The sequence below is a fragment of the Clostridium sp. Marseille-P7770 genome, from assembly GCF_902143525.1.
In the GTDB taxonomy this organism is placed as follows: Bacteria; Bacillota; Clostridia; order Lachnospirales; family Lachnospiraceae; genus Pilosibacter.
Genome location: NZ_CABFVC010000003.1, coordinates 521,498 through 546,750, shown reverse-complemented (window position 1 = coordinate 546,750; position 25,253 = coordinate 521,498). Strand labels below are relative to the sequence as shown.

The following is a 25,253-nucleotide window of genomic DNA, read 5'->3' as shown; positions in this document are numbered from 1 at the left end:
TAAAAAATGCCTTTTGAATCAAGAATTGTTATAATGAATATAGCACAGGATATGTCCCGGGGTGAAATATCCGGGGGATGTGAATGAGAGATGAGAGGTAATTACAATGAAAAGAATCAAGGCGGCCTGCCTGATCCAGACGGTATGTTTTTCCAGTCATGACGGCGATGCGGGTGAATACGCGAAGAAAATGATCCGGCAGGAATATGAGAAGTATAAGATCCAGCTGGAGAGAAGCGGGGCAATATATAAAATCTTGTCGGAAAAGACGAATGAGGACGGATCGATCGTGATCGAGATCAAAAAACAGTATCATACATCTCCAGTCGGAAGCTATCTTGATTGATCGTTTTCTCCTGCTGGGACGAGTTTGTGGTTGCTTGCCACTTGAAAGGCGCGAAGTCTGAGCAGGGGAGATAAAACTGAGGACCGCGTTCAATGAGGAGAGAGTATCATGATGTTTGAGATTGGAGATTTTGTCAGCAAACCGGTCACCGGAGTGTGTAAGATCGAGGATATTTTATACCTGGATCCGCAGGGTAAAAAAGAGAATAAATTATATTATCTGATGCGTCCGGTCGGAGATGAGAGGGAGAAGATCTATGTCTCTGTCACGAATGCAGGCTCGGGACTGAGACCGTGCATGACAAAGGAGAGTGCGTGGGAATTGATCGAAAAGATCCCGGAGATCCCGACGGCCTGGGTGGAGAATGAAAAAATGCGGGAGCAGAAGTATAAAGAGGCGGTCAAGTATGGGTTGCGCTGACCGATACGGAGTGTAGAGCACAGCCGCGCATTGAGTGATGGCAGAGATATTGCTATAGTTTTTCCTTATATCGAACCATAAAATAGAAAGATTATACAGAATGGTCCTCCTGTGGTAGATTGTTAGCAAATATCCTATTAATGTAGTAGGAATATGGACATTTGATTGAAAACATAATAGAAGCTGCAGTTCAAAGATCTGTGAACTGTGCTGGAACAGGAGTTGAATGATATGGAGAGAGGAATTAACACTCGATGTTTACACTTGGAGGAAACAGAAGGGAAAACGGAACATTATGGTTCGCTGAGTTACCCGATCTATCAGACGGCCACATACGCCCATGTCGGAGTCGGAAAGAGTACCGGTTATGATTACAGCAGACTTCAGAACCCGACGAGAGAGCACCTGGAAAAGGTCGTTGCCAGCCTGGAGGGTGGTATCGATGCGTTTGCGCTTTCCAGTGGAATGGCGGCGATCACGCTGCTGATGGAGATCTTTGAGCCGGGTGATCATATCATCGCGGAGGAGGACCTCTACGGCGGAAGCATCCGTCTGTTTGACAATGTATCGAAAAAGAATCATTATGAGTTTACCAGTCTGAACTGCTCGAAGGACGATATCGAGGGCGCGATCCGGGAAAATACGAAAGCAATCTACATTGAGACACCGACAAATCCGATGATGAATGTATCCGATATTTCCAGGATCTCTGAGATTGCCAGAAAACACGGCCTCCTCCTGATCGTTGACAACACATTCCTGTCCCCATATTTTCAGAATCCGTTAAAACTCGGCGCAGACATCGTGATCCACAGCGGGACAAAATTTCTTGGTGGACATAACGATACATTAGCCGGATTTATTGTGACAAACAACGAAGAAGTCCAGGAGAAACTGCGGTTTATCATCAAGACCACAGGAGCCGGACTTGCTCCGTTCGACAGCTGGCTGATCTTAAGAGGGATTAAAACCCTGGGGATCCGTATGGAGCGGTCCCAGAAAAATGCCATGGAGATCGCTAACTGGCTGAAAGAGCAGCCGGTCGTGAAACATGTCTATTATCCGGGACTGCCGGAGCACCCGGGCTATGAGATCATGAAGAAACAGGCGAGAGGCTTCGGTTCGATGCTCACCTTCGATGTGGACAGCAAAGAACATGCGCTGCAGATCCTCGAGAGCGTCAGGATGATCAAGTTTGCGGAGAGCCTTGGCGGCGTGGAGACCTTGATCACATACCCGACGACCCAGACTCATGCGGATGTGCCGGAGGAAGTGCGCCTGAAAAACGGGATCACGCCGTGTACACTCCGGTTATCGGTGGGGATCGAAGATGTCGAAGACCTTCTTGCAGAATTATCGGGTGTATTTCAGTCACTGAAATAATATCCCGTAACAGGATAAGCTGATGTGCATACAAAGGAAGCCTGGAGATGACGGGGTTGATGTCAGTCATGAAGCCGTAAAAGTTGCCGGCAGCAGGTCACGGATGTGTGGTCAATAAGACTGTTTCGAGAGATAAATAGAGAAAAGAGGGCATGAGCATGGCAGAGAGAAATTTGAATTTTGATGAGATCGTGGAGCGGCGCGGAACGGACTGCCTGAAATACGATTTCGCTAAGAGAAGAGGAAAGCCGGAGGATGTGCTTCCTCTCTGGGTGGCCGACATGGATTTCAAGACCTCCTCTTATGTGGTGGATGCCCTGATCGAGAGGACGGAGCATGGGATCTTTGGTTACAGTGATACCCAGGAGGAGTATTTTAATGCGGTGGCCGGATGGATGGAGCGCCATCACCACTGGAAAATCCGGGAGGAGTGGCTGATCAAGACGCCCGGTGTGGTATTTGCTCTCGCGATGGCAGTGAAAGCATTTACGGAACCTGGGGACAGTGTCCTGATCCAGCAGCCGGTCTACTATCCGTTTTCGGAGGTGATCCGGGACAATGACCGTGTGATCGTAAGCAGCGACCTGATACTGGGTGAGGACAACCGGTATCACATTGATCTGGAAGACTTCGAAAAGCAGATCGTGGATCATGATGTGAAGTTGTTCCTTCTCTGCAACCCGCACAATCCGTCCGGAAGAGTGTTCACGAAGGAGGAGCTGACCGGGATGGGAGATCTCTGCGTGAAATACGGCGTCAAGGTAGTCAGCGATGAGATCCACAACGACTTCGTATTCCAGGGAGAGCATACGGTGTTCGCCTCTGTAAAGAAGGAATATGAGGATCTCTGCGTGGTCTGCACGTCTCCGAGCAAGACGTTCAATCTGGCCAGCATGCTGATTTCCAATATTTTCATCCCAGGTGAGGAGATGAGAAAGAAGTTCCAGCATGAAGTGGATGCCGCGGGGATCAGCCAGTTGAGCGCACTGGGGATCGTGGCGGCCCAGACGGCGTATAAAAAAGGCGATGAGTGGTATCATGCGATGCTTTCCTATGTGCGGGAGAACATCACTTATCTGAAAACATATGTCGCAGATCATATGCCGGGCGTAAACGTCATCGACGGGGAAGGAACGTATCTTTTGTGGCTTGACTTCCGTAAGACAGGAATTGATCCGGCCGAGCTTGACCGCAGGATCATCTATGATGCAAAGCTGTGGCTTGACAGCGGAAAGATCTTTGGAAAGACGGGAGCCGGATTCCAGCGGATCAACGTGGCAGCGCCTCGGAAGACGGTGGAGGAGTGTCTGGAGAGGATCAGGAGGATCCTGTAGACAGTAAGTGTACCGCCCGAAAAAACGGTTGACATTCATTTTGAACGCAGATAAGCATTCCCCCGCTTCAAGTGTGTGGAGCACTAAGCGGGGGGTGAGTGGGATGCTTATGTCAGTGGGAGTTGAAAGCTCCCACTGACAGATCGCGAAGCGACTGCGTTCATGAGCAAGTAGCGAAGCGGATTGCGAATGTCCGCTTTACTAGAGTTTTATATTGTCGGTTCAGGATTTGAACTGGTCAGACGCCCGTCCGGTGAATGAACACTGGGCGGGCGTCTTGTGATCAGCTTAATCGGTGGATAAATAATCCGCTTCGGAGCTTCGGCTCAAACCAGGTAGACTTCGGCGGCATCAGGAGTCCTGCGTCCGCCACGGAAAGAAGTTCTTCGATGGACGTCGGATACATGGAAAATGCGACTTCCATATCTTCGCCAACGCGGCGTTCCAGCTCCTTTAATCCGCGGATTCCGCCGATAAAGTCGATCCGTTTATCGGTTCTCGGATCACCGATCCCAAGAACCGGTGCAAGAAGATGATCCTGAAGGATCGAAACATCCAGTCCCTTTACCGTATCAGCGTTTCTGTACTGCGGAAGGATCTTTAACGCGTACCATGTCCCGCCAAGATACATGCCGAAGGTTCCTTTTTGAACCGGAGCATAAGGTTCTTTCCCGATTCCTTCCAGTTCGAATTTTTCTTTTAATTTCTCAAAAAACTGTTTCGTGCTCATCCCGTTCAGATCCCTGACCACGCGGTTATATGGGAGGATCATAAGTTCCTCATCCGGGAATAATACAGAGAGAAAATAGTTGAACGGTTCTTCACCCGTATAACCGGGATGCTTTGTACGGCGCTTCAGACCGACTTTTACGGCGGAGGCGGCTCTGTGATGCCCGTCTGCGATGTAGGTGGACGGAATCGCAGCAAATGCAGCTTCAATGGCGTCTGTCCGGTCTGCTCCGTCGATCCGCCATACCCGGTGGCGGATCCCGTCGTCGGACACAAAATCATAGAGAGCCGGTTTCGTTTTTTCTTCTGCAACGATCTCCTTTAAGACTGTATTTTGCCGGTAGGCCAGAAAAATAGGACCTGTCTGCGCATTGACGGTATCCACATGGCGGATGCGGTCCAGTTCTTTTTCCTCCCTGGTGTTTTCATGCTTTTTGATCACACCGTTCACATAATCATCAATGGAACAGCAGGCGACGATCCCTGTCTGGCTGCGTCCGTCCATCGTCAGCTCGTAAAGATAGTAGTGATCCCCTGCGTCTGTCACGTAGATCCCGTCCGCGATCTGCGAATCGAGCAGCTCTCTTGCCTTTTCGTATACACAGTCCGCATAGGTATCGACATCATCGGAAAACTGGGTCTCCGCCCGGTCGATATTTAAAAAAGAAAGAGGATTTCCTTTTACCGCCGCACATGCCTCTTTCCGGTTATACACATCATAGGGGAGAGCAGCTACTTCCGCTGCATGTTCCTTTGCTGGTCTGATGCATATAAATGGTTTTACAACTGCCATTTTAGTTCCTCCTGTTTGTTCTGATTCTGGTGTTCTTTAAGAGAAGAGTGTTCCTGAATAATATTTTACGATCATTATAGAATAAAAGAATGGAATGTGCAAGAAGAGTACCGATGATACAGGACTTTGGCGGATTGCATGTATACGGATCAGTGACAAAAAATCTCAATAACAGCCCTTGACATTTCCGTATTCTATGTTATTATTTACATATACCCGGTATGGGTATACAGCAACAGAAAGGAACGACGATATGGAACAGTATACAGTTACAGGAATGAGCTGCGCTGCCTGCCAGACCCGCGTGGAAAAGGCGGTTTCCAAAGTGCCTGGCGTCACCTCGTGTTCTGTGAGTCTGCTCACGAACTCGATGGGAGTCGAAGGGACAGCTTCTTCCTCGGAAATTATTGCGGCGGTCCAGGCTGCCGGATACGGGGCGTCCGTAAAAGATGCAGAAAAATCAGATGGAGACGGAGACAGCGCGCTCTACGATGAATCGGCCCTGGAAGACCATGAGACTCCGGTCCTGAAAAAAAGACTTGTCTCCTCCATCGGTTTTCTCCTGGTCCTCATGTATTTCTCCATGGGGCATATGATGTGGAACTGGCCACTTCCGAAATTTTTCGACGGAAACCATGTGGCGATGGGGCTTACACAGCTTCTTCTCACCGTGATCGTCATGGTGATCAACCAGAAATTCTTCATCAGCGGCTTTAAGAGTCTGCTTCACGGCGCCCCGAATATGGACACTCTGGTCGCCCTTGGATCGAGTGCGTCCTTCGCGTGGAGCACATACGCGCTGTTCATGATGACGGATGCCCAGGTAAAGGGAAACATGGACGCGGTCATGGAATATATGCACGAGTTCTATTTTGAATCTGCGGCAATGATCCTGACGCTGATCACGGTCGGAAAAATGCTGGAAGCGAGATCAAAGGGCCGCACCACAGATGCTTTAAAGGGCTTAATGAAGCTGGCACCGAAGACTGCGGTGATCGAAAAGGACGGCGTGGAGACCACAGTCCCGATCGCACAGGTCAAGAAAGGCGATGTCTTTGTTGTCCGCCCGGGTGAAAATATACCCGTGGATGGTATCGTGCTGGAAGGAAACAGCGCGGTGAACGAGTCCGCCCTCACGGGTGAGAGCATTCCGGTCGATAAGGCAGCAGGCGATCTTGTTTCGGCAGCAACCTTAAACCAGTCCGGATTTATCCGCTGCGAGGCGTCCAGAGTTGGAGAGGACACGACGCTCTCCCAGATTATCAAAATGGTCAGCAATGCGGCAGCCACAAAAGCTCCGATCGCGAAGATCGCAGATAAAGTCTCCGGCGTGTTCGTGCCGGCAGTCATCACGATCGCAGTGATCACGACGATCGGCTGGCTCCTTGCGGGTGAGACGATGGCATTCGCTCTGGCGAGAGGAATTTCCGTTCTTGTGATCAGCTGCCCGTGTGCGTTAGGCCTTGCGACTCCGGTTGCCATTATGGTCGGCAACGGAATGGGAGCGAAGAACGGAATTCTCTTTAAGACAGCGGTTTCCCTTGAGGAGACGGGCAAAGTGGAGATCGTTGCCCTGGATAAGACGGGAACGATCACAAGCGGCGAACCCCGCGTGACAGACATTGTCCCGGCGGAGGGGATCACAGAGACAGAACTTTTATCGATGGCGTATGCGCTCGAGAAGAAGAGTGAACATCCGCTCGCAAAGGCGGTTCTTTTAAAAGGTGAGGAAATGGGACTTTCCGCAGCCGATGTGGCAGATTTTGCGGCACTTCCGGGAAACGGACTTTCCGCGAAATTAAACGGAAATACGATCTACGGCGGAAACATGAACTTTATCGGAAGTCATGTGAATGTGCCGGAAGAGATGAAACAGAAATCGGAAACTCTCGCGGAGAGTGGAAAGACTCCGCTGTTCTTTGCAGAGAATGAGAGACTTATCGGCATCATCGCCGTTGCGGATATGATCAAGGAAGACAGCCCGCAGGCAATCAGGGAGCTTCAGAACATGGGAATCCATGTGGTCATGCTGACCGGAGACAATGAGCGCACCGCGAAGGCGGTCGGAAAAGAGGCCGGCGTCGACGAGGTCATCGCCGGAGTCTTTCCGGACGGCAAAGAGAGCGTGATCCGGAAGCTGAAAGAAAAAGGCAAGGTTGCCATGGTCGGTGACGGGATCAACGATGCCCCGGCGCTCACGAGAGCCGATATGGGAATTGCGATCGGAGCGGGAACGGATGTCGCAATCGATGCGGCGGATGTGGTCCTCATGAAGAACCGCCTGTCAGATGTTCCGGCAGCGATCCGCCTGAGCCGTGCGACGCTCACAAATATTCACGAGAATCTGTTTTGGGCATTTTTCTACAATGTGATCGGAATTCCGCTCGCGATGGGACTCTGGATCCCGGTATTCGGGTGGAAATTAAATCCGATGTTCGGCGCTGCGGCGATGAGCTTATCGAGCTTCTGCGTCGTATCCAACGCCCTGCGTTTAAATTTCTTTGATATCCGGCGTTCCGACAGGGACAAAAAGATAAAAACAAAATCTCATAAGAAAGAGAAGGAGAGTAAAACTATGGAAAAGACACTGAAAGTAGAAGGTATGATGTGCGGTCACTGTGAGGCGACTGTAAAGAAGGCGCTCGAGGCGATCGACGGTGTATCTGCAGCAGAGGCAGATCACGTAAAAGGAACTGCGACTGTGACACTTACAAAGGATGTTCCGACAGAAGTGTTAAAGAAAGCGATCGAGGATAAGGATTATAAGGTGATCGGCTGATCAGTTTTTCAGACGGATCATGGCATTTTCTCAGATGCCGAAGATGTGCTGTCCCGGGATGAAATACTTCCGGGGCGGCTTTTCCTGCTATCATGGACATATAAAAATTTGGGAGGTCGCACATGGAAAAACGATCATGTTGTTCCGGGGAAGACGGGGCAATGAACATAAATATGGAAACAGGTGCAGAAGCGGCAGAAAACGCGGCGGCTGCGGATGCAGGGACCGATGATGCAGTCTGTCACTGCCGCCACAAACACAGGACAGAAAAAGAAGAGAAGGACCTTTTAAACCGTTTGAGCCGGATCGAAGGACAGGTCCGCGGCATCAAAGCCATGGTCCAGGACGAGCGCTACTGCCCGGATATCCTGGTCCAGGTATCGGCGGTGCAGTCTGCACTGAATGGCTTCTGCAAGGTCCTGCTGTCAAATCATATCAAAACCTGTGTGGTGGAAGATATCCGGAATGGGAATGAGGAGACTGCAGTGGCGGAGCTCTGCGAGACGATCAAGAAGATGATGTAAAAGAAAAGCCTGGCATCATATATGCGATGCCAGGCTTTTGCGATTTATGAACATTTATCCGATCGTGCGGTAAGTAAAAAACGCGAATCCTAGAATACAGAGGGATGCGATGATCTCGCTGATAATGCGGACGACTGTGTGCGGGGTGTCATTGCTGATGATCCTGCGGGTGATGCGGATACAGACCGTAACGGCAACGAGAATGATCAGTGTGAAATATGCGGTCCGAAGCGGGATCACATTGAATGCGCCGAGACCGGCAGTGACCAGCATTGCGATAGAAAGAATGATTCTGATTGCCTTCATAAGAACGCCCCCTCTGATGAATATATTTGTGTACAGATATTATACCACAATTTTGATAAAATGGAAAACTTTTCTGTTAATTTCTTTGCGGAAATTCAGGATAATGAAAAGGTGATCCGCAAGAAGAGTGAAAATAGTATACAAAACCTTTGACAGCAGCTTGTGGGAGAGGGTGCGGAGTCCAGAGACTCCCTGGCAGGAGACTGTTTTACAGTGAAGAAACGCCAAAAGTGTAGCTAATGTAGAAAAAATGCAAAAAATAGAAAAAAATCAAAAAAAGCTGTTGACATTTCCGCAAATCTGTATTATACTTACGTACGTAATCGAGGCGTGGCTCAGTTTGGTAGAGCGCTGCGTTCGGGACGCAGAGGTCGCAAGTTCGAATCTTGTCGCCTCGACTTATACAAACCAAGGCCTGTTGGTCAAGCGGTCAAGACGACGCCCTCTCACGGCGTAAACCCGGGTTCGATTCCCGGACAGGTCACTTGCTGTTGCGTAAGCAGCAGCATTTTTTAAAGGTGCTTCCGTGGCTCAGTTGGTAGAGCAACGCATTCGTAATGCGTAGGTCGCCGGTTCGAGTCCGGCCGGGAGCTGATTACAAAACCCCTTGAGAAATCAAGGGGTTTTCGTGTTTTTACAGGTTTGAAAAGTAGGTCCGAAAGAGGGCAAAAAAGGTGATTTGTCTACTGTTGAATTTTTATCTGTGATTGACAACTACAGGATCATTCAGAAGCGTGTCTGACATGATGTTTGCCACCTCTTCCGTGCTTTGACGTATGCTTTTTGTACCGGATTGCAATGGGATGATCAAGGATCCATAAAAAATGTCGGCCCTGCTTGGATTTGTATTCTTGCTTGGTCTTGCCGTGATGATACTTTTTTACTGTTTAATGTTATACATTGACAAAGATCAAACATAATATTATTATACAAATAAGATAACTTGTGAAGGATTAACACTGGGTCCCAAAATGGGGTAGGTACTTAGTACTGAGCATTCCTATGTGCCTGGGGTTATCTTTTTTCTTTGCCTTTTTTTAGACTTTCCACAAAATACGCATGAAGTCTCACGTGTGTTCGATCCGTATAAAAAGGACATGGACCATCAGTTATTGGATGGTTCCATGTCCTTTTTTATACGAATCTTTGCTCTTATTCTGTCAGTCTCTCCAGTTCCTCGTAAAACGCCGGATAGGAGATATTCACGCAGTCTGCGTCATGGATTTCCGTCTCCCCCTCAGCGGCCAGCGCGGCAACTGCGAAGGTCATTGCGATCCGGTGATCTTTATGGCTGTCAACGACAGCGCCGTGGAGCGGCTTTCCGCCGTGGATGATCATGCCGTCATCGGTCTCTTCGACATCAGCGCCCATCGCACGCAGGTTTTCGACCATGATGGCGATCCGGTTGGATTCCTTTACTTTCAATTCGGCGGCGTCGCGGATCACGGTGGTACCTTCTGCAAAACATGCCATCATGGCGATCGTCGGAAGTTCGTCGATGAGCGTCGGGATGATATCCCCTTCGATGGTGCAGGCTTTTAAGCTGCTGGTACGGACGAGGAGATCGGCCGTTGGCTCCGCGTTCCCGTGGTTCTCATTTAAGAGCGTCAGATCAGCGCCCATCGCCTCACAGACTTTGATGAGTCCGGCTCTTGTCGGATTGATCCCGACATTTTTTATCAGGACTTCGGAATTTGGCAGGATGAGGCCGGCTGCGACAAAATAGACGGATGAGGAGATGTCACCCGGGACATCGATCCGGTTGCCGAAAAGCTCCGTTGCCGGCCAGATCGTCACGGAAGTTTCTTTGGACTCCAGTTCAGCGCCGAAAAATTTCAGCATGAGTTCCGTGTGGTTTCTCGATACCTGCGGCTCAGTGACAGTCGTGAGACCGTCTGCATAGAGACCTGCGAGAAGAATGGCGGATTTCACCTGGGCGGAGGCAACTTTTGATGTGTAGTGGATGCCTGCGAGCGGCATTCCACAGATTTTAAGCGGCGCACAGTCATTGCCGCGGATGCTCTTGATGTCAGCGCCCATCATGGACAGCGGTTCGATGATCCGCTTCATGGGGCGCTTCTGGATCGATTCGTCACCGGTCAGCGTTACATCAAAATTCTGAGGAGCGAGAATGCCGGAGATGAGTCTCGTTGTCGTTCCGGAATTTCCGCAGTCAAGCGTCCCGGACGGGGCGGTCAGCCCGTGCATGCCCTTTCCGTGGACGATGACGGTACCGTTTTTATTTTCAATCTCGATCCCCATGCGGCGGAAACAGCCGATGGTCGAAAGGCAGTCAGCGCCCTCTAAGAAATTGTGGATCTCCGTGGTCCCCTTCGCAATGGAGCCGAACATGACACTGCGGTGGGAGATTGATTTATCGCCCGGGACGGTGATCTCGCCCCGGATATGAGCTGCTTTATGGAGTTTCATAGTAAATACCTCGATGTTTTTATTTGCGTGAACAACGAGCCAAAGTCCGCGCTTGCGCGAGGCCTTGGCGACTGTCGCGATAACAAGGGGAAACTTGCGAAGCGTGTTTTCACTTGTTATTTTGTCAGGACATAGTTGTGACTCTTCAGGAGACTTGCTGCCTCATTTTTCTGTTCTTCTTTATAGAAGGAAATGCGGAGCGCGCCTTCCCCTTCCTCACGGCTGTGATTGATACCCATGTTTTTGACACTGATGCCCTTTGCGGCAAGGATCGCGGAGAGGACGGAGATGGATCCCGGTTCATCGAGAACATCGACACTGAAGGAATAATCGCGCTCGATCGGCCCGCAGCCGCGGTTCGGGAAGGAAGAACGGTATTTTCCGGATTCCTCGAACATCCGGTAGATCGCACTTCCGTCATGGTGCTCGAGCGTGTCGCAGATGGACTCCAGGGACGCGATGTAGCGCTTCAGGAGAGTCAGGATATTTTCAGTATTTGTCATGCAGATCTGCTCCCACATGACAGGGGAGGAGGAGGCGATCCTCGTGATATCTTTAAAACCGCCGGCCGCCAGCCGCTTCATGATCTCGTCCTTCGAATCATTGTCATGGACAAGATTGACGAGACTGGACGCAACAAGGTGCGGGAGATGACTGATCGCGGCGACAGAAAAATCGTGCTCATGGTAATCCAGAACAAGCGGCAGGGCACCGATCGCCAGGGCGACTTCGCGGATCCGGTCGATCTGTTCCGGAGTCGATCTTGCGGTCGGAGTAATAATATAGTAGGCATTTTCGAGAAGATGGTCAGTTGAACTCTCATAACCGGTCTTTTCAGAGCCTGCCATCGGATGACCGCCAATGAAGACATCCTCATATCCGAGGCGTTCCACAGCCTTGTGGATGTCGGTCTTTGTGCTGCCGATATCCGTGATAATGGCGCCCGGTTTTAAGAACGGACGGACCTTTTCCAGATACATGGCATTGTACTCCACCGGGGTACAGAGAAAGATGATGTCACATGCGGAGAGCGTCTCATCGATCCCGTCAAGGATGATATCGATCGTCCCCTCTTTCTTTGCCTGCTCAAGCTTCGAGCGGGTCCGCATGTATGCCATAATGGTAATATCTTTATTTGCGCGGCGCAGGCCTCTGGCGATCGAACCGCCGATGAGACCAAGACCGATAAAACCAAAAGTAGAATCAGACATTTTGTAAGCCCTCCTTTATCTCTTCGATTTTATAACATGGGTGTGGGAATGTCAACAAGAAAAATCAACACTTTAAAGTGGCAAAATCAAGACCCGGATCATCGATGCATTTCTCATCTTTTTTCTGACTTAGAAAACTGCACGGCACTGTAACGACTGCGGAGGAGGGATCCTATTCACATTCTATAAAACTTTATAAATTAAAAACCCCGCGCTGCCATTCCATTCGCAGGCGGTGAGTTTCCGGGTGGGAGTGCTTGGTCCGGGGAGCTGGCTTCCTCTTGGCGCGCAGGTGACTGCGTTGGAGAATAGGGGACACTTGTCTGAGCGCAGCGAGTCGTGTCCCTTGTTCTCCGCCTTTAGCAGTCTCCTGCACGCTTAGAGGAACCCTCCCCGCATCCCGGCACTCCCACCCGGAAACTCACCGCAGAGACAACCTGCAAAAACAAATCCTTCCTCACTCCTGAAAATATTGCAGAAAATAAAAATCCCACCCCAATTTTTAAAAGCTTTTCCACCAAAACGCCCATGTTTTCCGCAATATCCCAAAAATAATCGAAAATATTTTGTGCAATTTCGATATTTAGCTTGAAAAATTCGAAAAGTTTTGGTAAAATATGACCATAGGCAATAAGCAGTATCGCCAGAACATCTGAACTCCGTAATTTGCGGAAGTCTTTTGAAAAAATGGCAAAAAAACATATACGGGAGGGATTCATATGGATATTTATGGAACAAAACAGATCCGAAATGTTGTACTTTTAGGGCACGGCGGCGCCGGTAAGACGACGGTAGCCGAGGCACTGGCTTATCTGACCGGCGTTACAAAGAGAATGGGCAAGGTTGCTGACGGAAATACGATCAGTGACTATGACAAAGAAGAGATCAAGAGACAGTTCTCGATCTCCACTACAATGGTTCCGATCGAGTACGAGGGAGCAGAAGGAAAGATCAAGATCAACCTTCTTGATACCCCGGGTTACTTCGATTTCGTTGGTGAAGTGGAAGAGGCTGTCAGCGCCGCTGACGCAGCGATCATTGTTGTAAACTGCAAGGCAGGGATCGAAGTTGGTACAGAAAAAGCATGGGATCTGTGTGAAGAATATAAACTCCCGAGAATCATATTTGTCACAAACATGGATGATGATCACGCATCCTTCCGTGAACTGATCTTAAAACTTGAGAAGAAGTTCGGAAGAAAGATCGCTCCGTTCCAGGTGCCGATCCGCGAAAACGAGAAATTCGTCGGTTTCGTAAACGCAGTCAAGATGCAGGGCCGCCGCTTTACGAACCTGTCCGATTATGAGGACTGCGAGATCCCGGAGTACACAAAGAAAAACCTCGGAATTATCCGTGACGCCCTGATCGAGGCGGTTGCCGAGACGAGTGAAGAGTACATGGAACGTTACTTCTCCGGCGAAGAATTCACGCAGGATGAGATTTATACCGCAGTACAGACTCATGTGTGCGACGGTTCGATCGTTCCGGTCATGATGGGTTCCGGAACCAACTGCCAGGGCTTCAATGCGCTGTTAAATGCGATCGACCGCTACTTCCCGTCACCGGATAAGGGCGAGTGCGTCGGCGTTGACGTATCAAACGGCGAGCATTTCACCGCAAAATACAATGACGAGGTTTCCCTCTCTGCGAGAGTATTCAAGACCATCGTTGACCCGTTTATCGGAAAATATTCCTTAATGAAGGTATGCACCGGAACATTAAAACCGGACAGCACCCTTTACAATGTAAATAAAGACGCAGAAGAAAAGATCGCAAAAGTCTACGTGCTGAGAGGCAAGGATGTGATCGAGGTTCCGGAGTTAAGGGCCGGTGATATCGGTGCTGTAGCGAAACTCTCCGTGACACAGACCGGCGATACGATCGCCCTCAGATCTGCTCCGATCGTATACCACAAACCGAAGATCTCCACACCGTACACTTATATGCGCTTTGCAGCCAAGACAAAGGGAGACGAGGACAAGATCTCCAGCGCACTCGCAAGAATGATGGAGGAGGATCTGACACTCCGCGTTGTGAACGATACGGAGAATCGTCAGAGCTTACTCTACGGAATCGGTGACCAGCAGCTCGAAGTTACAGTCAGCAAGCTTCTCGGCCGCTACAAAGTCGATGTGGAACTCTCCAAACCGAAATTTGCGTTCCGCGAAACGATCCGCAAGAAAGTGGAAGCTCCTGGCCGCTATAAGAAACAGTCCGGCGGACACGGACAGTTCGGTGATGTCAAGATGTCCTTTGAACCGTCCGGCGACCTTGAGACCTCGTATATTTTTGAAGAGAAAGTATTCGGCGGAGCGGTTCCGAAGAACTACTTCCCGGCAGTTGAAAAAGGCGTGCAGGAATGCTGCTTAAAGGGACCTCTGGCAGGATACCCGGTAGTCGGCATCAAGGCAACTCTTCTCGATGGCTCCTACCATCCGGTAGACTCCTCCGAGATGGCGTTCAAGATGGCATCAACAATGGCCTTCAAGAAAGGATTTATGGAAGCAAATCCTGTTCTCTTAGAGCCGATCGCCTCTGTGAAAGTCGTTGTTCCGGATAAGTTCACCGGCGATGTTATGGGTGATTTGAACAGAAGAAGAGGACGCGTTCTCGGAATGAACTCTCTCCATGGCGGAAAACAGGAGATCGTGGCGGATGTCCCGATGTCCGAGATGTTCGGCTACAATACGGATCTCCGCTCCATGACCGGCGGTATCGGAGAATTCTCCTATGAATTCAGCCGTTACGAGCAGGCTCCTGGCGATGTACAGAAGAAAGAAGTGGAAGCGAGAACCGCAGGCGGAGAAGTGGACGCTTAAAGTTTTTGAAAGATAAGAATAGAGGTAACTATTCAGTAGGTCTGCTCACTTGCTGCGCTGACCGTAATAAAACATGGGACGGAAGGCAAAAATTCCATCGGCGAAGCTGATTTGGAATGGATTTTTGCACGTAACTGTGAGGACACTGAACAGTTACGAACAGACTACGAATTCAGGGATCAGCCGCAAGGCTGGTCCCCTTTTTTACGCGAACAACGAGCCAAAGTCCGCTCTTGCGCGAGACCTTGGCGACTGTCGCGATAACAAGGGGAAACTCGCGAAGCGTGTTTTCACTTGTTGAGGTCAAAAGATATTTACGTTCCGCCTGATACAGGCAAATTCCATTCCCTGCCTATTACCTTGCAGAAGAGGTAAGAGACTTCCGTGGTCTTGTTAAAATACAGACTTCCTGACCGGAGTGAGGAGATTTCCCGGAACGTTCACAGTTTTGCCGAACTTATGCCATAGTTTTCCATTGACTTCCATCTGGACAGAAAGAGAGAAAAATGGTATAGTTATTAACTGATAAGCTATAAATGCAGACGAATGAACGGAAAAATCGTTACAGTTTATGGATGATCGTTTTATGAACAAAGACTGGAACGTGACAGCCTGCTGATCGGATAAAAGATTTCCGGGATGCAGAATGCTCCGACAGAAAATGAGGAATTAGAATGAGAAAATGGTTTTTGATCATGGCCGCGGCGCTTGTACTCTGCTCCGCGTGCGGAAAGAAAGACACTTCGGTGAACGGTGTGACCCAGGAAGCGCAGGCAAGTTCAACAGAAGCGGAGAGCCTTTATAAGGAAGGAGCCGGGTATGTTGGAGAAGAAGATTATGAGAGTGCGATCGAATCACTGTTAAAATGTATTGAACTCGATCCGAATTACAGCAAAGCTTATATCCAGCTTTCCAAGGCATATATCGGAAATGAGGAATATGACGAGGCGGAGGCAATCTTAAAACAGGGATATGAAAAGACGAAAGATCCGTCCCTGGAGAAAGAGCAGGAGAACTGCATCCGCTCGATCTGCCAGGCCCTGACAGACAATGAAGACTATGAGACTGCGATCCCGTGGCTCTTAAAGCTTCAGGAGATCGACGGGGTTACCGTGGAGAACTCCTTACAGCTCTCAGAAGCGTACTCCATGATGGATGACTACGAAAACGCAGTGGCAGTCCTCCAGAAAGCGGATCAGAACGATGAGAGTATTAAAAGTGCTCTGCTGGAGGCGAGAATTTCCTACGGGCAGTATTGTTATGACGAAGGGAAAAATGACCAGGCGATCGAGACTTTAAAGGCCGTGATCGATGAGGCTCCGGACCGGATCGATGCGTATTCCATGCTGATCACCGTGTATGTTGATACCGGAAAGGCAAAAGAGGCGGAGAGCATCGTCCAGAGCGGACTGGAGCGCTTTGTCAACCAGAATTCCACGGTGACGGATGAGCAGCTGGATGAATTTTTAAATTCAGCATCCTCCTATTATATGGAACTTGAGGATATGGATGCATGCCTGAAATTCTGGGAGAAGGCAGCTTCCATGAGACCTGGAAATAAGAGCTATAAAGAGGAACTGGACAGTTATCGTTCTTCCGCAGCGGATGAGGCATATGCGAAAGCAGATGAACTCCTGGAGGCCGGAGATGTGGAAGGCGCTTCCAAATATTACAAACGTGCGTTCGCACTGGCTCCGTCCAACTATGACGCGGGCGTGATCAGCGGTGGAGATTATACATATTGCCTTAACAAGGACGGTTCCTGGAGACTTGGATGGTATACGGATGAGACCGGCGGCTCTTATTACTTCAGCTCGGCGGCCGGACGCCTCTATGCGAGTGCAGTGACAGGATACCAGCAGCTTGACGGCGCGGTATATTACTTCGAGGATGACGGAAGAATGCTGGTGGACGACACGACTCCGGACGGACGTTTCGCGGATGTGGACGGAAAATTGTTGGATCACAATCCATATGAGGATGATGAGACAGCCGGCGATGAGACGGATGCTGCAGATGAAACGGAAGAAGAAACGGCAGCAGAGACCGAAGAGGAAACTTCCGCTGCGGCAAAGGAGACGACAGCGGCGGTAAAAGAAACCGTGAAGGAGACCACAAAGGCAAATCCGCAGCCGACACAGGCAGCAACCGTAAATTCCGGAAATCTGAAACTGAATGCCGATACGCTCCAGGAGGCAAGCGACAAGGGCGGAACAAACACTTACGAGAAGACGGAACTCTTTGACGGATCGACTGGAAAACTTACGATGGGCGATGTATATAACTGTCTGTCCAAATACGGAAAGACCGAGTGGGTATCCCAGAAGCTTCCGTATGAGCTGAAAGTTGCAAACGTAAAGGTATGGATCCTTCCGGGCGACAACTGGAATACAACAGGACTTGTCATCAAGGATGCATCCCAGTACTTCGAGGTCCTGAAGAAGAAAGCACTTCCTGACAATGTACAGTTTGCGGTCGAGTTTGACTCCTCCGCAGCCGATAAGCTGGATATCAGCAAGGTGAGACGTACGAACGGAAACTAAAAATTGCAATAATATAAGAAGGGGCGGGAATCCCGGCAGAAGTGTCAGGGTTCCCGCCCTTTTTCCAGTTTACGCGAACAGCGAGCCAAAGTCCGCACTTTCTTATGAAACTAAAAACGCCGCCTGGGATCCATAATAGAAACCGGGCGGCGTAAAAGATTTTCTGAAATTCAGGATTACAGAAGTCCCTCGTTGTACTTTCTGATGAGCTTCTGGATCTTGTCTGTCGGGGACAGGGAGTTTCCGATGGAAACGTCGTGGTTTAAGGAGTTGATGATGGCAGCAATGTACTTGCTCATATCAGCTTCCACATACCATTCCTTTGTGAAGAGGTCCGGGGAACGGTAGTTTAAGTTTGTTGTGACAACGCTGTCGATATAACCCTTCTGGTAGAACTCATCGAACTTGTCGAAGCCTGCAGTGAAGAGACCGAAGGTACAGCATACAACAACCTTCTCAGCCTTGCGCTCCTTTAACTCTTTTGCGGTGTCGAGCATGCTCTCGCCGGATGCGATCATATCGTCGACAACGATCACAGTCTTTCCTTCTACAGAGCTTCCGAGGAACTCATGGGCAACGATCGGGTTTCTTCCGTTGATGACTTTGGAGTAGTCTCTTCTCTTGTAGAACATACCCATATCAACGCCGAGGTTGTTGGCAAGGTATACGGCACGGCTCATAGCGCCCTCGTCCGGGCTGATGACCATTAAGTGGTCTTTATCGATCTTTAAGGTATTGTCATGTTTAAACAGTGCTTTCACGAACTGGTAAGTCGGCATGAAGTTGTCAAGGCCGGATAACGGGATCGCGTTCTGGACACGCGGGTCATGCGCATCGAAGGTGATGATGTTGGAAACACCCATGTTTACCAGCTCTTCCAGTGCCATTGCGCAGTCTAAAGACTCTCTGTGAGTACGTTTGTGCTGACGGCTCTCATAAAGGAACGGCATGATCACGTTGATGCGGTGTGCAGTTGATGCGGTCGCACCGATGATCCTCTTTAAGTCCTGGTAGTGGTCATCCGGGGACATGTGGTTTACATATCCGGACATCTTGTAGGTGAGAGAGTGGTTTGTCACATCGACCATGCAGAAAATATCGGTTCCGCGAACAGACTCATTTACGATTCCCTTTGCTTCACCGCTTCCGAAACGCGGGCATGCGCAGTCGAGAAGGTAGGAGTCAACATCGTAGCCGCGGTACTGTAAATTGCCCTGACGGCGAATTAATTCTTCCGTATCGTTGCGGCGGAAGTTTACGATGTGGTCATTGACTTTCTGCGCAAGATCACGGCAGCTCTCAAGAGCAGCGATCTTAAGCGGTGCGAGCGGCAGACGGTCGTTGAAAACGTACTGATTAGACATGTCAGATAATCCTCCGATTTTTAGTGGTGCGGTCTGATCTCTTGTCAGGTCAGACTGTCCGATCATATTTTTGACCTGCATTTCCTTATTTATACGGGATGAGCAGGCATTCCACGCCGAGTATACCATTTTCGGACATTTTTCGTCAATAGTTTCGCATGAAAATTCGTCAGAACATTCCTTTACAAATTGGAGGAAGATTGGTATGATTGTGTTTAGAACCATGCAGGAAGGGAAAATAAAGTGAAATATCAGGGACATAAAATTACGGCAGTCGCTCCCGGTTCCATCGCAGAAGAACTGGAACTGGAGCCGGGCGATGTGCTTCTTACCATAGATGGGGAAGAACTGGAAGATATCTTCGACTATGATTATATGACGGACGCTGAGAGCTTCGTGATGGTCGTCCGGAAAGCAGACGGCGAAGAGTGGGAACTTGAGATCGAGAGCGGCGGGGAGGACTTAGGACTCACCTTCGAGAACGGACTCATGAGTGACTACAAGTCATGTTCCAACAAGTGCATCTTCTGCTTTATCGACCAGATGCCGCCGGGAATGCGTGAAACTCTCTACTTTAAGGACGATGACTCGAGACTTTCGTTCCTCCAGGGAAACTACATCACCCTGACAAATATGAAGGACAAGGATATCGAGCGTATCATCCGTTTCCATCTGGCTCCGATCAATATCTCGGTCCAGACGATGAACCCGGAGCTGCGCTGCAAAATGCTCCACAACCGGTTTGCGGGGGAGGCGTTAAAGAAGATCGACCGGCTTTACGAGGCGGAGACGGAGATGAACGGGCAGATCGTTCTCTGCAAAGGCGTCAATGACGGAAAGGAACTGGCGTACACGATCGAGCAGCTCTCAAAGTATGCGCCGGTAATGCAGAGTGTGTCGGTTGTTCCGGTCGGACTCTCCAAATACCGTGACGGCCTTTATCCGCTGGAACCGTTTACAAAGGAAGATGCCTGTGAGGTCATCGACCTGATCGAAAAATGGCAGAAGATCAATTATGAGCGCCACGGGATCCATTTTATCCATGCAAGCGACGAGTGGTATATTCTGGCGGAACGGGAGATGCCGGAGGAAGGACGCTATGACGGATACATCCAGCTGGAAAATGGCGTCGGCATGCTGCGTCTCCTTCAGGAAGAGGTGATGGACGCCCTGGACGGGAAGAAGGACGACGGGGTGAAGGAAGAACTCTCGATCGCGACAGGATACCTGCCGTACCCGTATCTGGAAAGGCTTGTGAGGGAGATCGAAAAGGTCTATCCGGGACGAAACGTCCATGTATATCGGATCCGGAATGACTTCTTCGGGGAGAAGATCACGGTGGCCGGCCTCATCACGGGGCAGGATCTGATCGCACAGCTGAAAGAAAGACCGCTGGGAGAGAGACTGCTTCTTCCGGCCGTCATGTTCAAAAGCGGAGAAGAAGTTTTCCTGGATGACATCACAAAGACCCAGGCGGAAGATGCTTTACAGATTCCGATAAATATAGTAAAATCAAGCGGATATGACCTTGTCGATGCGATCCTCGATCCGGAAGCGGCGAGAGAGCAGACTGCGGAACACGGGGCATATGAGCTTACAATGAAAGATGCCGGACTCACGGAAGACGGAGAAGTCATTCCGGACTGGGACGGCGAAGTATAGAAATGAGGAAAGAATATGAGTAAACCAGTAGTGGCGATCGTCGGCAGACCGAATGTGGGAAAATCCACACTCTTTAATGTACTTGCCGGCAGCACGATCTCGATCGTAAAAGATACTCCGGGTGTGACAAGAGACCGTATCTATGCGGACTGCACCTGGTTAAACAACAACTTTACCCTGATCGATACAGGCGGAATCGAGCCGGATTCCAAGGACATCATCCTTGCCCAGATGCGGGAGCAGGCTCAGATCGCGATCGATACCGCGGACGTGATCATTTTCATCGTCGATGTCCGTCAGGGACTTGTTGACGCGGATTCCAAGGTTGCGGACATGCTCAGAAAGTCCAAGAAACCGGTCGTTCTTGCGGTCAACAAAGTGGACAGTATGGCAAAATTCGGAAATGATGTATACGAATTCTACAACCTCGGAATCGGCGATCCGGTTCCGGTATCCGCAGCGTCGAGACTCGGTCTCGGTGAGCTCCTTGACGAGGTAGTAAAATACTTCCGTGAGGACCAGTATGACGACAGCGAGGACGACCGTCCGAGGATCGCGATCGTCGGAAAACCGAATGTCGGAAAATCTTCCATTATCAATAAGCTTCTCGGCGAGAACCGTGTGATCGTGTCCAACATCGCCGGAACAACGAGAGACGCCGTTGATACGGAGATCGTGAGAAACGGCACGGAATATATCTTTATCGATACGGCCGGTCTCAGAAGAAAGAGCAAGATCAAAGAGGATATCGAGCGCTACAGCATCATCCGCACGGTAACAGCCGTTGAGCGCGCTGACGTGGTCCTCATGGTCATCGACGCCGTTGAGGGGATCACCGAGCAGGATGCGAAGATCGCCGGGATCGCCCATGACCGCGGAAAAGGCGTGATCGTCGTTGTCAACAAGTGGGATGCGATCGAGAAGAATGATAAGACGATCTATGAGTACACAAGAAAATTAAAAGAGACCCTGTCCTATATGCCGTATGCGGAGTATATCTTCGTGTCCGCCCTGACCGGACAGAGAATGGAAAAACTCTTTGAGCTGATCGATATGGTCCGCGAGAACCAGACGCTCCGTGTGGCGACCGGCGTCTTAAACGAGATCGTGACAGAAGCTGTCGCGATGCAGCAGCCGCCGTCCGATAAGGGCAAACGCTTAAAGATCTACTATGTGACCCAGGTTGCGGTAAAACCGCCGACCTTCGTAATTTTCGTGAACGATAAGGAGTTAATGCATTTCTCCTACACGAGATACCTGGAAAACAAGATCCGTGAGGCCTTTGGCTTCCGCGGAACATCCCTGAAATTCATCATCCGTGAGAGGAAGGAGAAGGATTAAGCGATGGGCAGAGTGCTTTGTCTTGTTATGGGTTATGTGTTTGGATTATTCCAGACAGGATATCTTTACGGGAAGATGAACCATATCGATATCAGAAATTACGGCAGCGGAAACTCCGGAACGACAAACGCGCTCCGGGTTCTCGGAAAGAAGGCGGGACTCATCGTCTTTGCGGGCGACTTTTTAAAGACTGTTTTCGCATGTCTTGCAGCCCGGATCATCTTTAAAGCAAGCCCGGATACAGACCTCTACGTGCTCTATGCGGGTCTCGGAGTTGTCCTTGGACATAATTTCCCGTGCTATCTGCACTTTAAAGGCGGAAAAGGGATCGCATCCATGGCGGGGATCCTCGTGTCCATGGACTGGCGCGTGACACTCGTCTGTGCGGCTCTGTTCCTCGGCGCTGTGATCATCACAAGATATGTGTCCCTGGGATCGATCCTGGTCGTGATCTCATTCTTCATCCAGATGCTGATCTATGGATCACGGGGGGATTACCGTGTGTCCGAAGGAAGTCTCATGGAGTTTTTTGCCATCTCCTTTATTCTGATGGCGATGGCGATCTGGAGACACAGGGCAAATATTAAACGACTGTTATCCGGTACGGAGAATAAGCTCTGGGGCGGAAAGAAATAAACCGGCATCAGGTGCGTACATAAGAAAATCAACCTTAGGGCGTAGAAAAAGGAGTTCCTGAACATGGAAAAGATTGGTATTATCGGTTCCGGTACATGGGGAACCGCAATTGCGGTACTGCTGGTAAATAACGGACATGAGGTGACACTCTGGTCCGCGATCCCGGCAGAGATCGAGGAGATGGCAAAGACAAGGACCCACAGGAATCTTCCGGGTGTGACACTTCCGGAAGGACTCATCTATACTGCGGATCTTGAAAAGGCGATGGCGGATAAAGACCTTCTTGTGATGGCAGTCCCGTCTGTTTTCGTGCGCAGTACGGCGCAGAAGATGAAACCGTTCTGTAAGGATGGCCAGCTCATTGTCGATGTCGCAAAGGGGATCGAGGAGAATACTCTCGATACAATGACGCAGATCATCAAAGAGGAGCTCCCGATGGCAGAGACAGCCGTTCTCTCCGGACCGAGCCACGCGGAAGAGGTAAGCCGCGGACTCCCGACGCTCTGTGTTGCGGGATCCCACAAAAAGAAGATCGCAGAGTATATCCAGTCCACCTTCATCAGCCCGGTATTCCGTGTATACACGAGTCCGGATGTCCTGGGGATCGAGACGGGAGCTGCGTTGAAGAACGTTGTTGCCCTGGCGGCCGGGATCGCTGACGGTCTTGGTTACGGGGACAATGCAAAAGCGGCCCTCATCACCCGCGGAATGGCGGAGATCGCGAGACTTGGCGTTGCCATGGGCGGAAAATATCAGACTTACACAGGACTCTCCGGGATCGGAGACCTGATCGTGACATGTGCAAGCATGCACAGCAGAAACCGCCGTGCCGGGATCCTCATCGGAAAAGGATACACGATGGAGGAAGCCATGAAGGAAGTCCAGATGGTGGTGGAAGGCGTTTATTCCGCAAAGGCTGCGAGAGCGCTTGCAAAGAAATATAACGTCTCCATGCCGATCGTTGAACAGGTCAACGAGGTCCTGTTTGAAGGAAAACCGGCGAAAGAGGCCGTTGCTGACCTGATGCTCCGCGACAAGCGCATCGAGCACAGCGACCTTCCGTGGGAATAAAGATCCGGACAGACCTGCCGCATGAGTGAATAAAAACATCCCCCTCGCGCATACACTGAAACAGTATATGCGAGGGGGTATTTTTATGGATGATTTCCATGTATACAAGGATATCGAGGCGAGGACGGGCGGCGAGATCTATGTGGGCGTCGTGGGACCCGTGCGCACCGGGAAATCTACGTTTATCAAGCGGTTTATGGAACTTCTCGTTCTCCCGAACCTTCCGGACGGGCAGAAAAAGTCGCAGACCAGGGATGAACTTCCGCAGAGCGCCGCTGGGAAGACGATCATGACCACGGAGCCGAAGTTTATCCCGAAGGAGGCGGCGGAGCTGGAACTCGCGGAGGGGATCCGGGCGAAGGTGCGGCTCATCGACTGCGTGGGATTTATGGTGGAAGGCGCCGCGGGACACACGGAAAACGGGGAGGAACGGCTTGTGAAGACTCCCTGGTACGACTACGAGATCCCCTTTACCCAGGCGGCGGAGATCGGGACAAGAAAGGTGATCCGGGACCATTCCACCATCGGTATTGTCGTGGCCTGCGACGGGAGCTTCGGGGAGCTTACCAGGGAGGACTTCCGGGAAGCGGAAGAGCAGACAATCTCAGAGCTAAAGGAGATCGGAAAGCCGTTCCTGATCGTGCTCAATTCCACGAGACCGTATGCGGCGGATACGAAAGCGCTGGCGCTTAAGATGGAAAACCAGTACGGAGTTCCGGTCCGGGCGGCAAACTGTGAGCAGTTAAAGAAGGAGGACATTGAGGAGATTCTGGGGACAGTCCTTCTGGAGTTCCCCGTGACGGAACTCGACCTCGAGATCCCGAAGTGGGCGGAGATCCTGCCGGATACCCATGCGATCAAGGCGGACATGATCGCGGAGGCGGAAACGCTTTTAAAACGTTCTGTTCAGATGAAAGATGTGCCGAAGGAGACGGTCCCGGAAGAAGACCGGGCGGTGAAAAAGCTGATCGCGGATGAACTCGATCTTGCGAGCGGGCGCGTGACGATCCGGATCGTCGTCGACGAGAATGCGTACTTTGAGGTCCTGAGCGACATCTCCGGACTGCCGGTGCGCGATGAATACAGCCTGTTTAAGATCCTAAAAGATTCAGCGGAGATGCAGGGCGAGTATGAGAAGGTGAAAAATGCCTTGGCGGAGGTCCGGCAGAAAGGATACGGCATCGTCCTGCCGGATAAGACGGAGATTTCCCTGGATGAGCCGGAGTTGATCCGCCACGGCAGCAAATACGGGGTGAAGATCCATGCTCAGGCTCCGTCCATCAATCTTATCAAAGCGCGGATCGAGACGGAGATCGCCCCGATCGTCGGAAACGAGCAGCAGGCGAAGGATCTGATCGCGTACATAAAGGACGGGGAAGCGACGGAGGACGGCGTCTGGGATACGAATATCTTTGGAAAATCTGTGGAACAGATCGTGGAGGACGGCATGCAGGCGAAGATCTCCCAGATGACAGAGGATTGCCAGATGAAACTCCAGGATACGCTACAGAAAATTATCAATGACAGTAATGGAGGAATGATTTGCATAATTATCTGAAATT

At 50.4% G+C, this 25,253-nt stretch carries 19 protein-coding genes and 3 tRNA genes; 16 read left to right on the top strand and 6 right to left on the bottom strand.

Features of this window, described 5'->3' with window-relative positions; genetic code table 11:
- The first annotated feature begins 106 nt into the window (after positions 1 to 106).
- The 4 genes from FN001_RS09680 to FN001_RS09665 all read left to right on the top strand — a co-directional run bounded on the left by FN001_RS09680 (position 107) and on the right by FN001_RS09665 (position 3,483).
- A complete protein-coding gene (locus FN001_RS09680) occupies positions 107 to 346 on the top strand; it encodes a hypothetical protein (RefSeq protein WP_142411671.1) in 240 nt (79 codons plus the stop codon).
- A gap of 108 nt (positions 347 to 454) precedes the next feature.
- Positions 455 to 766: a CarD family transcriptional regulator gene (locus FN001_RS09675; protein WP_142411670.1), complete on the top strand. Its 312-nt coding sequence runs from the start codon at positions 455 to 457 to the stop codon at positions 764 to 766.
- A 231-nt stretch (positions 767 to 997) separates the two neighbouring features.
- A complete protein-coding gene (locus FN001_RS09670; protein WP_142411669.1) occupies positions 998 to 2,149 on the top strand; it encodes a trans-sulfuration enzyme family protein in 1,152 nt (383 codons plus the stop codon).
- A gap of 158 nt (positions 2,150 to 2,307) precedes the next feature.
- Positions 2,308 to 3,483, top strand: coding sequence for a MalY/PatB family protein (locus tag FN001_RS09665; protein WP_142411668.1), 1,176 nt, complete (start codon positions 2,308 to 2,310; stop codon positions 3,481 to 3,483).
- 283 nt (positions 3,484 to 3,766) lie between these two features.
- Here FN001_RS09665 and FN001_RS09660 read toward each other — a convergent pair whose 3' ends face one another.
- Positions 3,767 to 5,005 (bottom strand): DUF1015 domain-containing protein, encoded by a 1,239-nt coding sequence (locus tag FN001_RS09660; RefSeq protein ID WP_142411667.1) that lies wholly within the window; start codon positions 5,003 to 5,005, stop codon positions 3,767 to 3,769.
- Positions 5,006 to 5,258: 253 nt separating this feature from the next.
- On the opposite strand from FN001_RS09660, the gene FN001_RS09655 reads away from it, so the two are divergent.
- Together FN001_RS09655 and FN001_RS09650 are read left to right on the top strand one after the other, a co-directional pair.
- Complete coding sequence (locus tag FN001_RS09655) at positions 5,259 to 7,784, top strand: heavy metal translocating P-type ATPase (protein ID WP_142411666.1); 2,526 nt, start codon at positions 5,259 to 5,261, stop codon at positions 7,782 to 7,784.
- A 122-nt stretch (positions 7,785 to 7,906) separates the two neighbouring features.
- Positions 7,907 to 8,308 (top strand): metal-sensing transcriptional repressor, encoded by a 402-nt coding sequence (locus tag FN001_RS09650; protein ID WP_185911888.1) that lies wholly within the window; start codon positions 7,907 to 7,909, stop codon positions 8,306 to 8,308.
- A gap of 54 nt (positions 8,309 to 8,362) precedes the next feature.
- On the opposite strand, the gene FN001_RS09645 is transcribed toward FN001_RS09650, so the two are convergent.
- Complete coding sequence (locus FN001_RS09645; RefSeq protein WP_118529748.1) at positions 8,363 to 8,614, bottom strand: hypothetical protein; 252 nt, start codon at positions 8,612 to 8,614, stop codon at positions 8,363 to 8,365.
- Positions 8,615 to 8,938: 324 nt separating this feature from the next.
- Between FN001_RS09645 and FN001_RS09640 the strand changes: the two genes are divergently transcribed.
- The 3 genes from FN001_RS09640 (at position 8,939) to FN001_RS09630 (ending at position 9,207) form a co-directional block, all read left to right on the top strand.
- A tRNA-Pro gene (locus FN001_RS09640) sits at positions 8,939 to 9,012 on the top strand.
- A 14-nt stretch (positions 9,013 to 9,026) separates the two neighbouring features.
- Positions 9,027 to 9,098 (top strand) — tRNA-Glu (locus tag FN001_RS09635).
- Between the two features lie 36 nt (positions 9,099 to 9,134).
- Positions 9,135 to 9,207: transfer RNA gene (locus FN001_RS09630), tRNA-Thr, on the top strand.
- 559 nt (positions 9,208 to 9,766) lie between these two features.
- Here the strand turns inward: FN001_RS09630 and aroA are convergent.
- From aroA to FN001_RS09615, 3 genes are all read right to left on the bottom strand, one after another.
- A complete protein-coding gene (gene aroA, locus FN001_RS09625; RefSeq protein WP_142411665.1) occupies positions 9,767 to 11,044 on the bottom strand; it encodes a 3-phosphoshikimate 1-carboxyvinyltransferase in 1,278 nt (425 codons plus the stop codon).
- A gap of 116 nt (positions 11,045 to 11,160) precedes the next feature.
- Entirely contained in the window at positions 11,161 to 12,255 is a 1,095-nt protein-coding gene (locus FN001_RS09620; RefSeq protein WP_142411664.1) for a prephenate dehydrogenase, read from the bottom strand.
- A gap of 359 nt (positions 12,256 to 12,614) precedes the next feature.
- Positions 12,615 to 12,974: a hypothetical protein gene (locus tag FN001_RS09615; protein WP_142411663.1), complete on the bottom strand. Its 360-nt coding sequence runs from the start codon at positions 12,972 to 12,974 to the stop codon at positions 12,615 to 12,617.
- Between FN001_RS09615 and FN001_RS09610 the strand changes: the two genes are divergently transcribed.
- Together FN001_RS09610 and FN001_RS09605 are read left to right on the top strand one after the other, a co-directional pair.
- On the top strand, positions 12,975 to 15,074 hold the full coding sequence (locus tag FN001_RS09610) for an elongation factor G (RefSeq protein ID WP_142411662.1): 2,100 nt from the start codon (positions 12,975 to 12,977) through the stop codon (positions 15,072 to 15,074). It abuts the gene before it with no gap.
- Positions 15,075 to 15,748: 674 nt separating this feature from the next.
- On the top strand, positions 15,749 to 17,617 hold the full coding sequence (locus FN001_RS09605) for a tetratricopeptide repeat protein (protein ID WP_142411661.1): 1,869 nt from the start codon (positions 15,749 to 15,751) through the stop codon (positions 17,615 to 17,617).
- A 176-nt stretch (positions 17,618 to 17,793) separates the two neighbouring features.
- Here the strand turns inward: FN001_RS09605 and FN001_RS09600 are convergent, their stop codons facing one another.
- Positions 17,794 to 18,981 carry a ribose-phosphate pyrophosphokinase gene (locus FN001_RS09600; protein WP_142411660.1) on the bottom strand — a complete coding sequence of 396 codons (1,188 nt, stop codon included), beginning with the start codon at positions 18,979 to 18,981 and terminating at the stop codon, positions 17,794 to 17,796.
- Between the two features lie 243 nt (positions 18,982 to 19,224).
- On the opposite strand from FN001_RS09600, the gene FN001_RS09595 reads away from it, so the two are divergent.
- The 5 genes from FN001_RS09595 (at position 19,225) to spoIVA (ending at position 25,249) form a co-directional block, all read left to right on the top strand.
- Complete coding sequence (locus tag FN001_RS09595) at positions 19,225 to 20,643, top strand: DUF512 domain-containing protein (RefSeq protein WP_142411659.1); 1,419 nt, start codon at positions 19,225 to 19,227, stop codon at positions 20,641 to 20,643.
- Positions 20,644 to 20,658: 15 nt separating this feature from the next.
- A complete protein-coding gene (gene der, locus FN001_RS09590) occupies positions 20,659 to 21,984 on the top strand; it encodes a ribosome biogenesis GTPase Der (protein ID WP_015554291.1) in 1,326 nt (441 codons plus the stop codon).
- Between the two features lie 3 nt (positions 21,985 to 21,987).
- Positions 21,988 to 22,620, top strand: coding sequence for a glycerol-3-phosphate 1-O-acyltransferase PlsY (gene plsY / locus FN001_RS09585; RefSeq protein ID WP_118297908.1), 633 nt, complete (start codon positions 21,988 to 21,990; stop codon positions 22,618 to 22,620).
- A 63-nt stretch (positions 22,621 to 22,683) separates the two neighbouring features.
- Positions 22,684 to 23,691: an NAD(P)H-dependent glycerol-3-phosphate dehydrogenase gene (locus FN001_RS09580; protein WP_118529754.1), complete on the top strand. Its 1,008-nt coding sequence runs from the start codon at positions 22,684 to 22,686 to the stop codon at positions 23,689 to 23,691.
- A gap of 85 nt (positions 23,692 to 23,776) precedes the next feature.
- The gene (gene spoIVA, locus FN001_RS09575) at positions 23,777 to 25,249 is read left to right on the top strand and encodes a stage IV sporulation protein A (RefSeq protein ID WP_142411658.1); all 1,473 of its coding nucleotides are present in this window, start codon (positions 23,777 to 23,779) and stop codon (positions 25,247 to 25,249) included.
- Positions 25,250 to 25,253 lie beyond the last annotated feature (4 nt).

Coding starts and splice junctions, on each gene's coding strand:
- FN001_RS09645 (WP_118529748.1), bottom strand. CDS start 8,614: ATGAAGGCAATCAGAATCATTCTTTCTATCGCAATGCTGGTCACTGCC.
- FN001_RS09665 (WP_142411668.1), top strand. CDS start 2,308: ATGGCAGAGAGAAATTTGAATTTTGATGAGATCGTGGAGCGGCGCGGA.
- FN001_RS09670 (WP_142411669.1), top strand. CDS start 998: ATGGAGAGAGGAATTAACACTCGATGTTTACACTTGGAGGAAACAGAA.
- FN001_RS09650 (WP_185911888.1), top strand. CDS start 7,907: ATGGAAAAACGATCATGTTGTTCCGGGGAAGACGGGGCAATGAACATA.
- FN001_RS09600 (WP_142411660.1), bottom strand. CDS start 18,981: ATGTCTAATCAGTACGTTTTCAACGACCGTCTGCCGCTCGCACCGCTT.
- FN001_RS09605 (WP_142411661.1), top strand. CDS start 15,749: ATGAGAAAATGGTTTTTGATCATGGCCGCGGCGCTTGTACTCTGCTCC.
- FN001_RS09615 (WP_142411663.1), bottom strand. CDS start 12,974: ATGAATCCCTCCCGTATATGTTTTTTTGCCATTTTTTCAAAAGACTTC.
- FN001_RS09675 (WP_142411670.1), top strand. CDS start 455: ATGATGTTTGAGATTGGAGATTTTGTCAGCAAACCGGTCACCGGAGTG.
- FN001_RS09620 (WP_142411664.1), bottom strand. CDS start 12,255: ATGTCTGATTCTACTTTTGGTTTTATCGGTCTTGGTCTCATCGGCGGT.
- FN001_RS09680 (WP_142411671.1), top strand. CDS start 107: ATGAAAAGAATCAAGGCGGCCTGCCTGATCCAGACGGTATGTTTTTCC.
- spoIVA (WP_142411658.1), top strand. CDS start 23,777: ATGGATGATTTCCATGTATACAAGGATATCGAGGCGAGGACGGGCGGC.
- FN001_RS09660 (WP_142411667.1), bottom strand. CDS start 5,005: ATGGCAGTTGTAAAACCATTTATATGCATCAGACCAGCAAAGGAACAT.
- der (WP_015554291.1), top strand. CDS start 20,659: ATGAGTAAACCAGTAGTGGCGATCGTCGGCAGACCGAATGTGGGAAAA.
- FN001_RS09580 (WP_118529754.1), top strand. CDS start 22,684: ATGGAAAAGATTGGTATTATCGGTTCCGGTACATGGGGAACCGCAATT.
- aroA (WP_142411665.1), bottom strand. CDS start 11,044: ATGAAACTCCATAAAGCAGCTCATATCCGGGGCGAGATCACCGTCCCG.
- FN001_RS09610 (WP_142411662.1), top strand. CDS start 12,975: ATGGATATTTATGGAACAAAACAGATCCGAAATGTTGTACTTTTAGGG.
- FN001_RS09655 (WP_142411666.1), top strand. CDS start 5,259: ATGGAACAGTATACAGTTACAGGAATGAGCTGCGCTGCCTGCCAGACC.
- plsY (WP_118297908.1), top strand. CDS start 21,988: ATGGGCAGAGTGCTTTGTCTTGTTATGGGTTATGTGTTTGGATTATTC.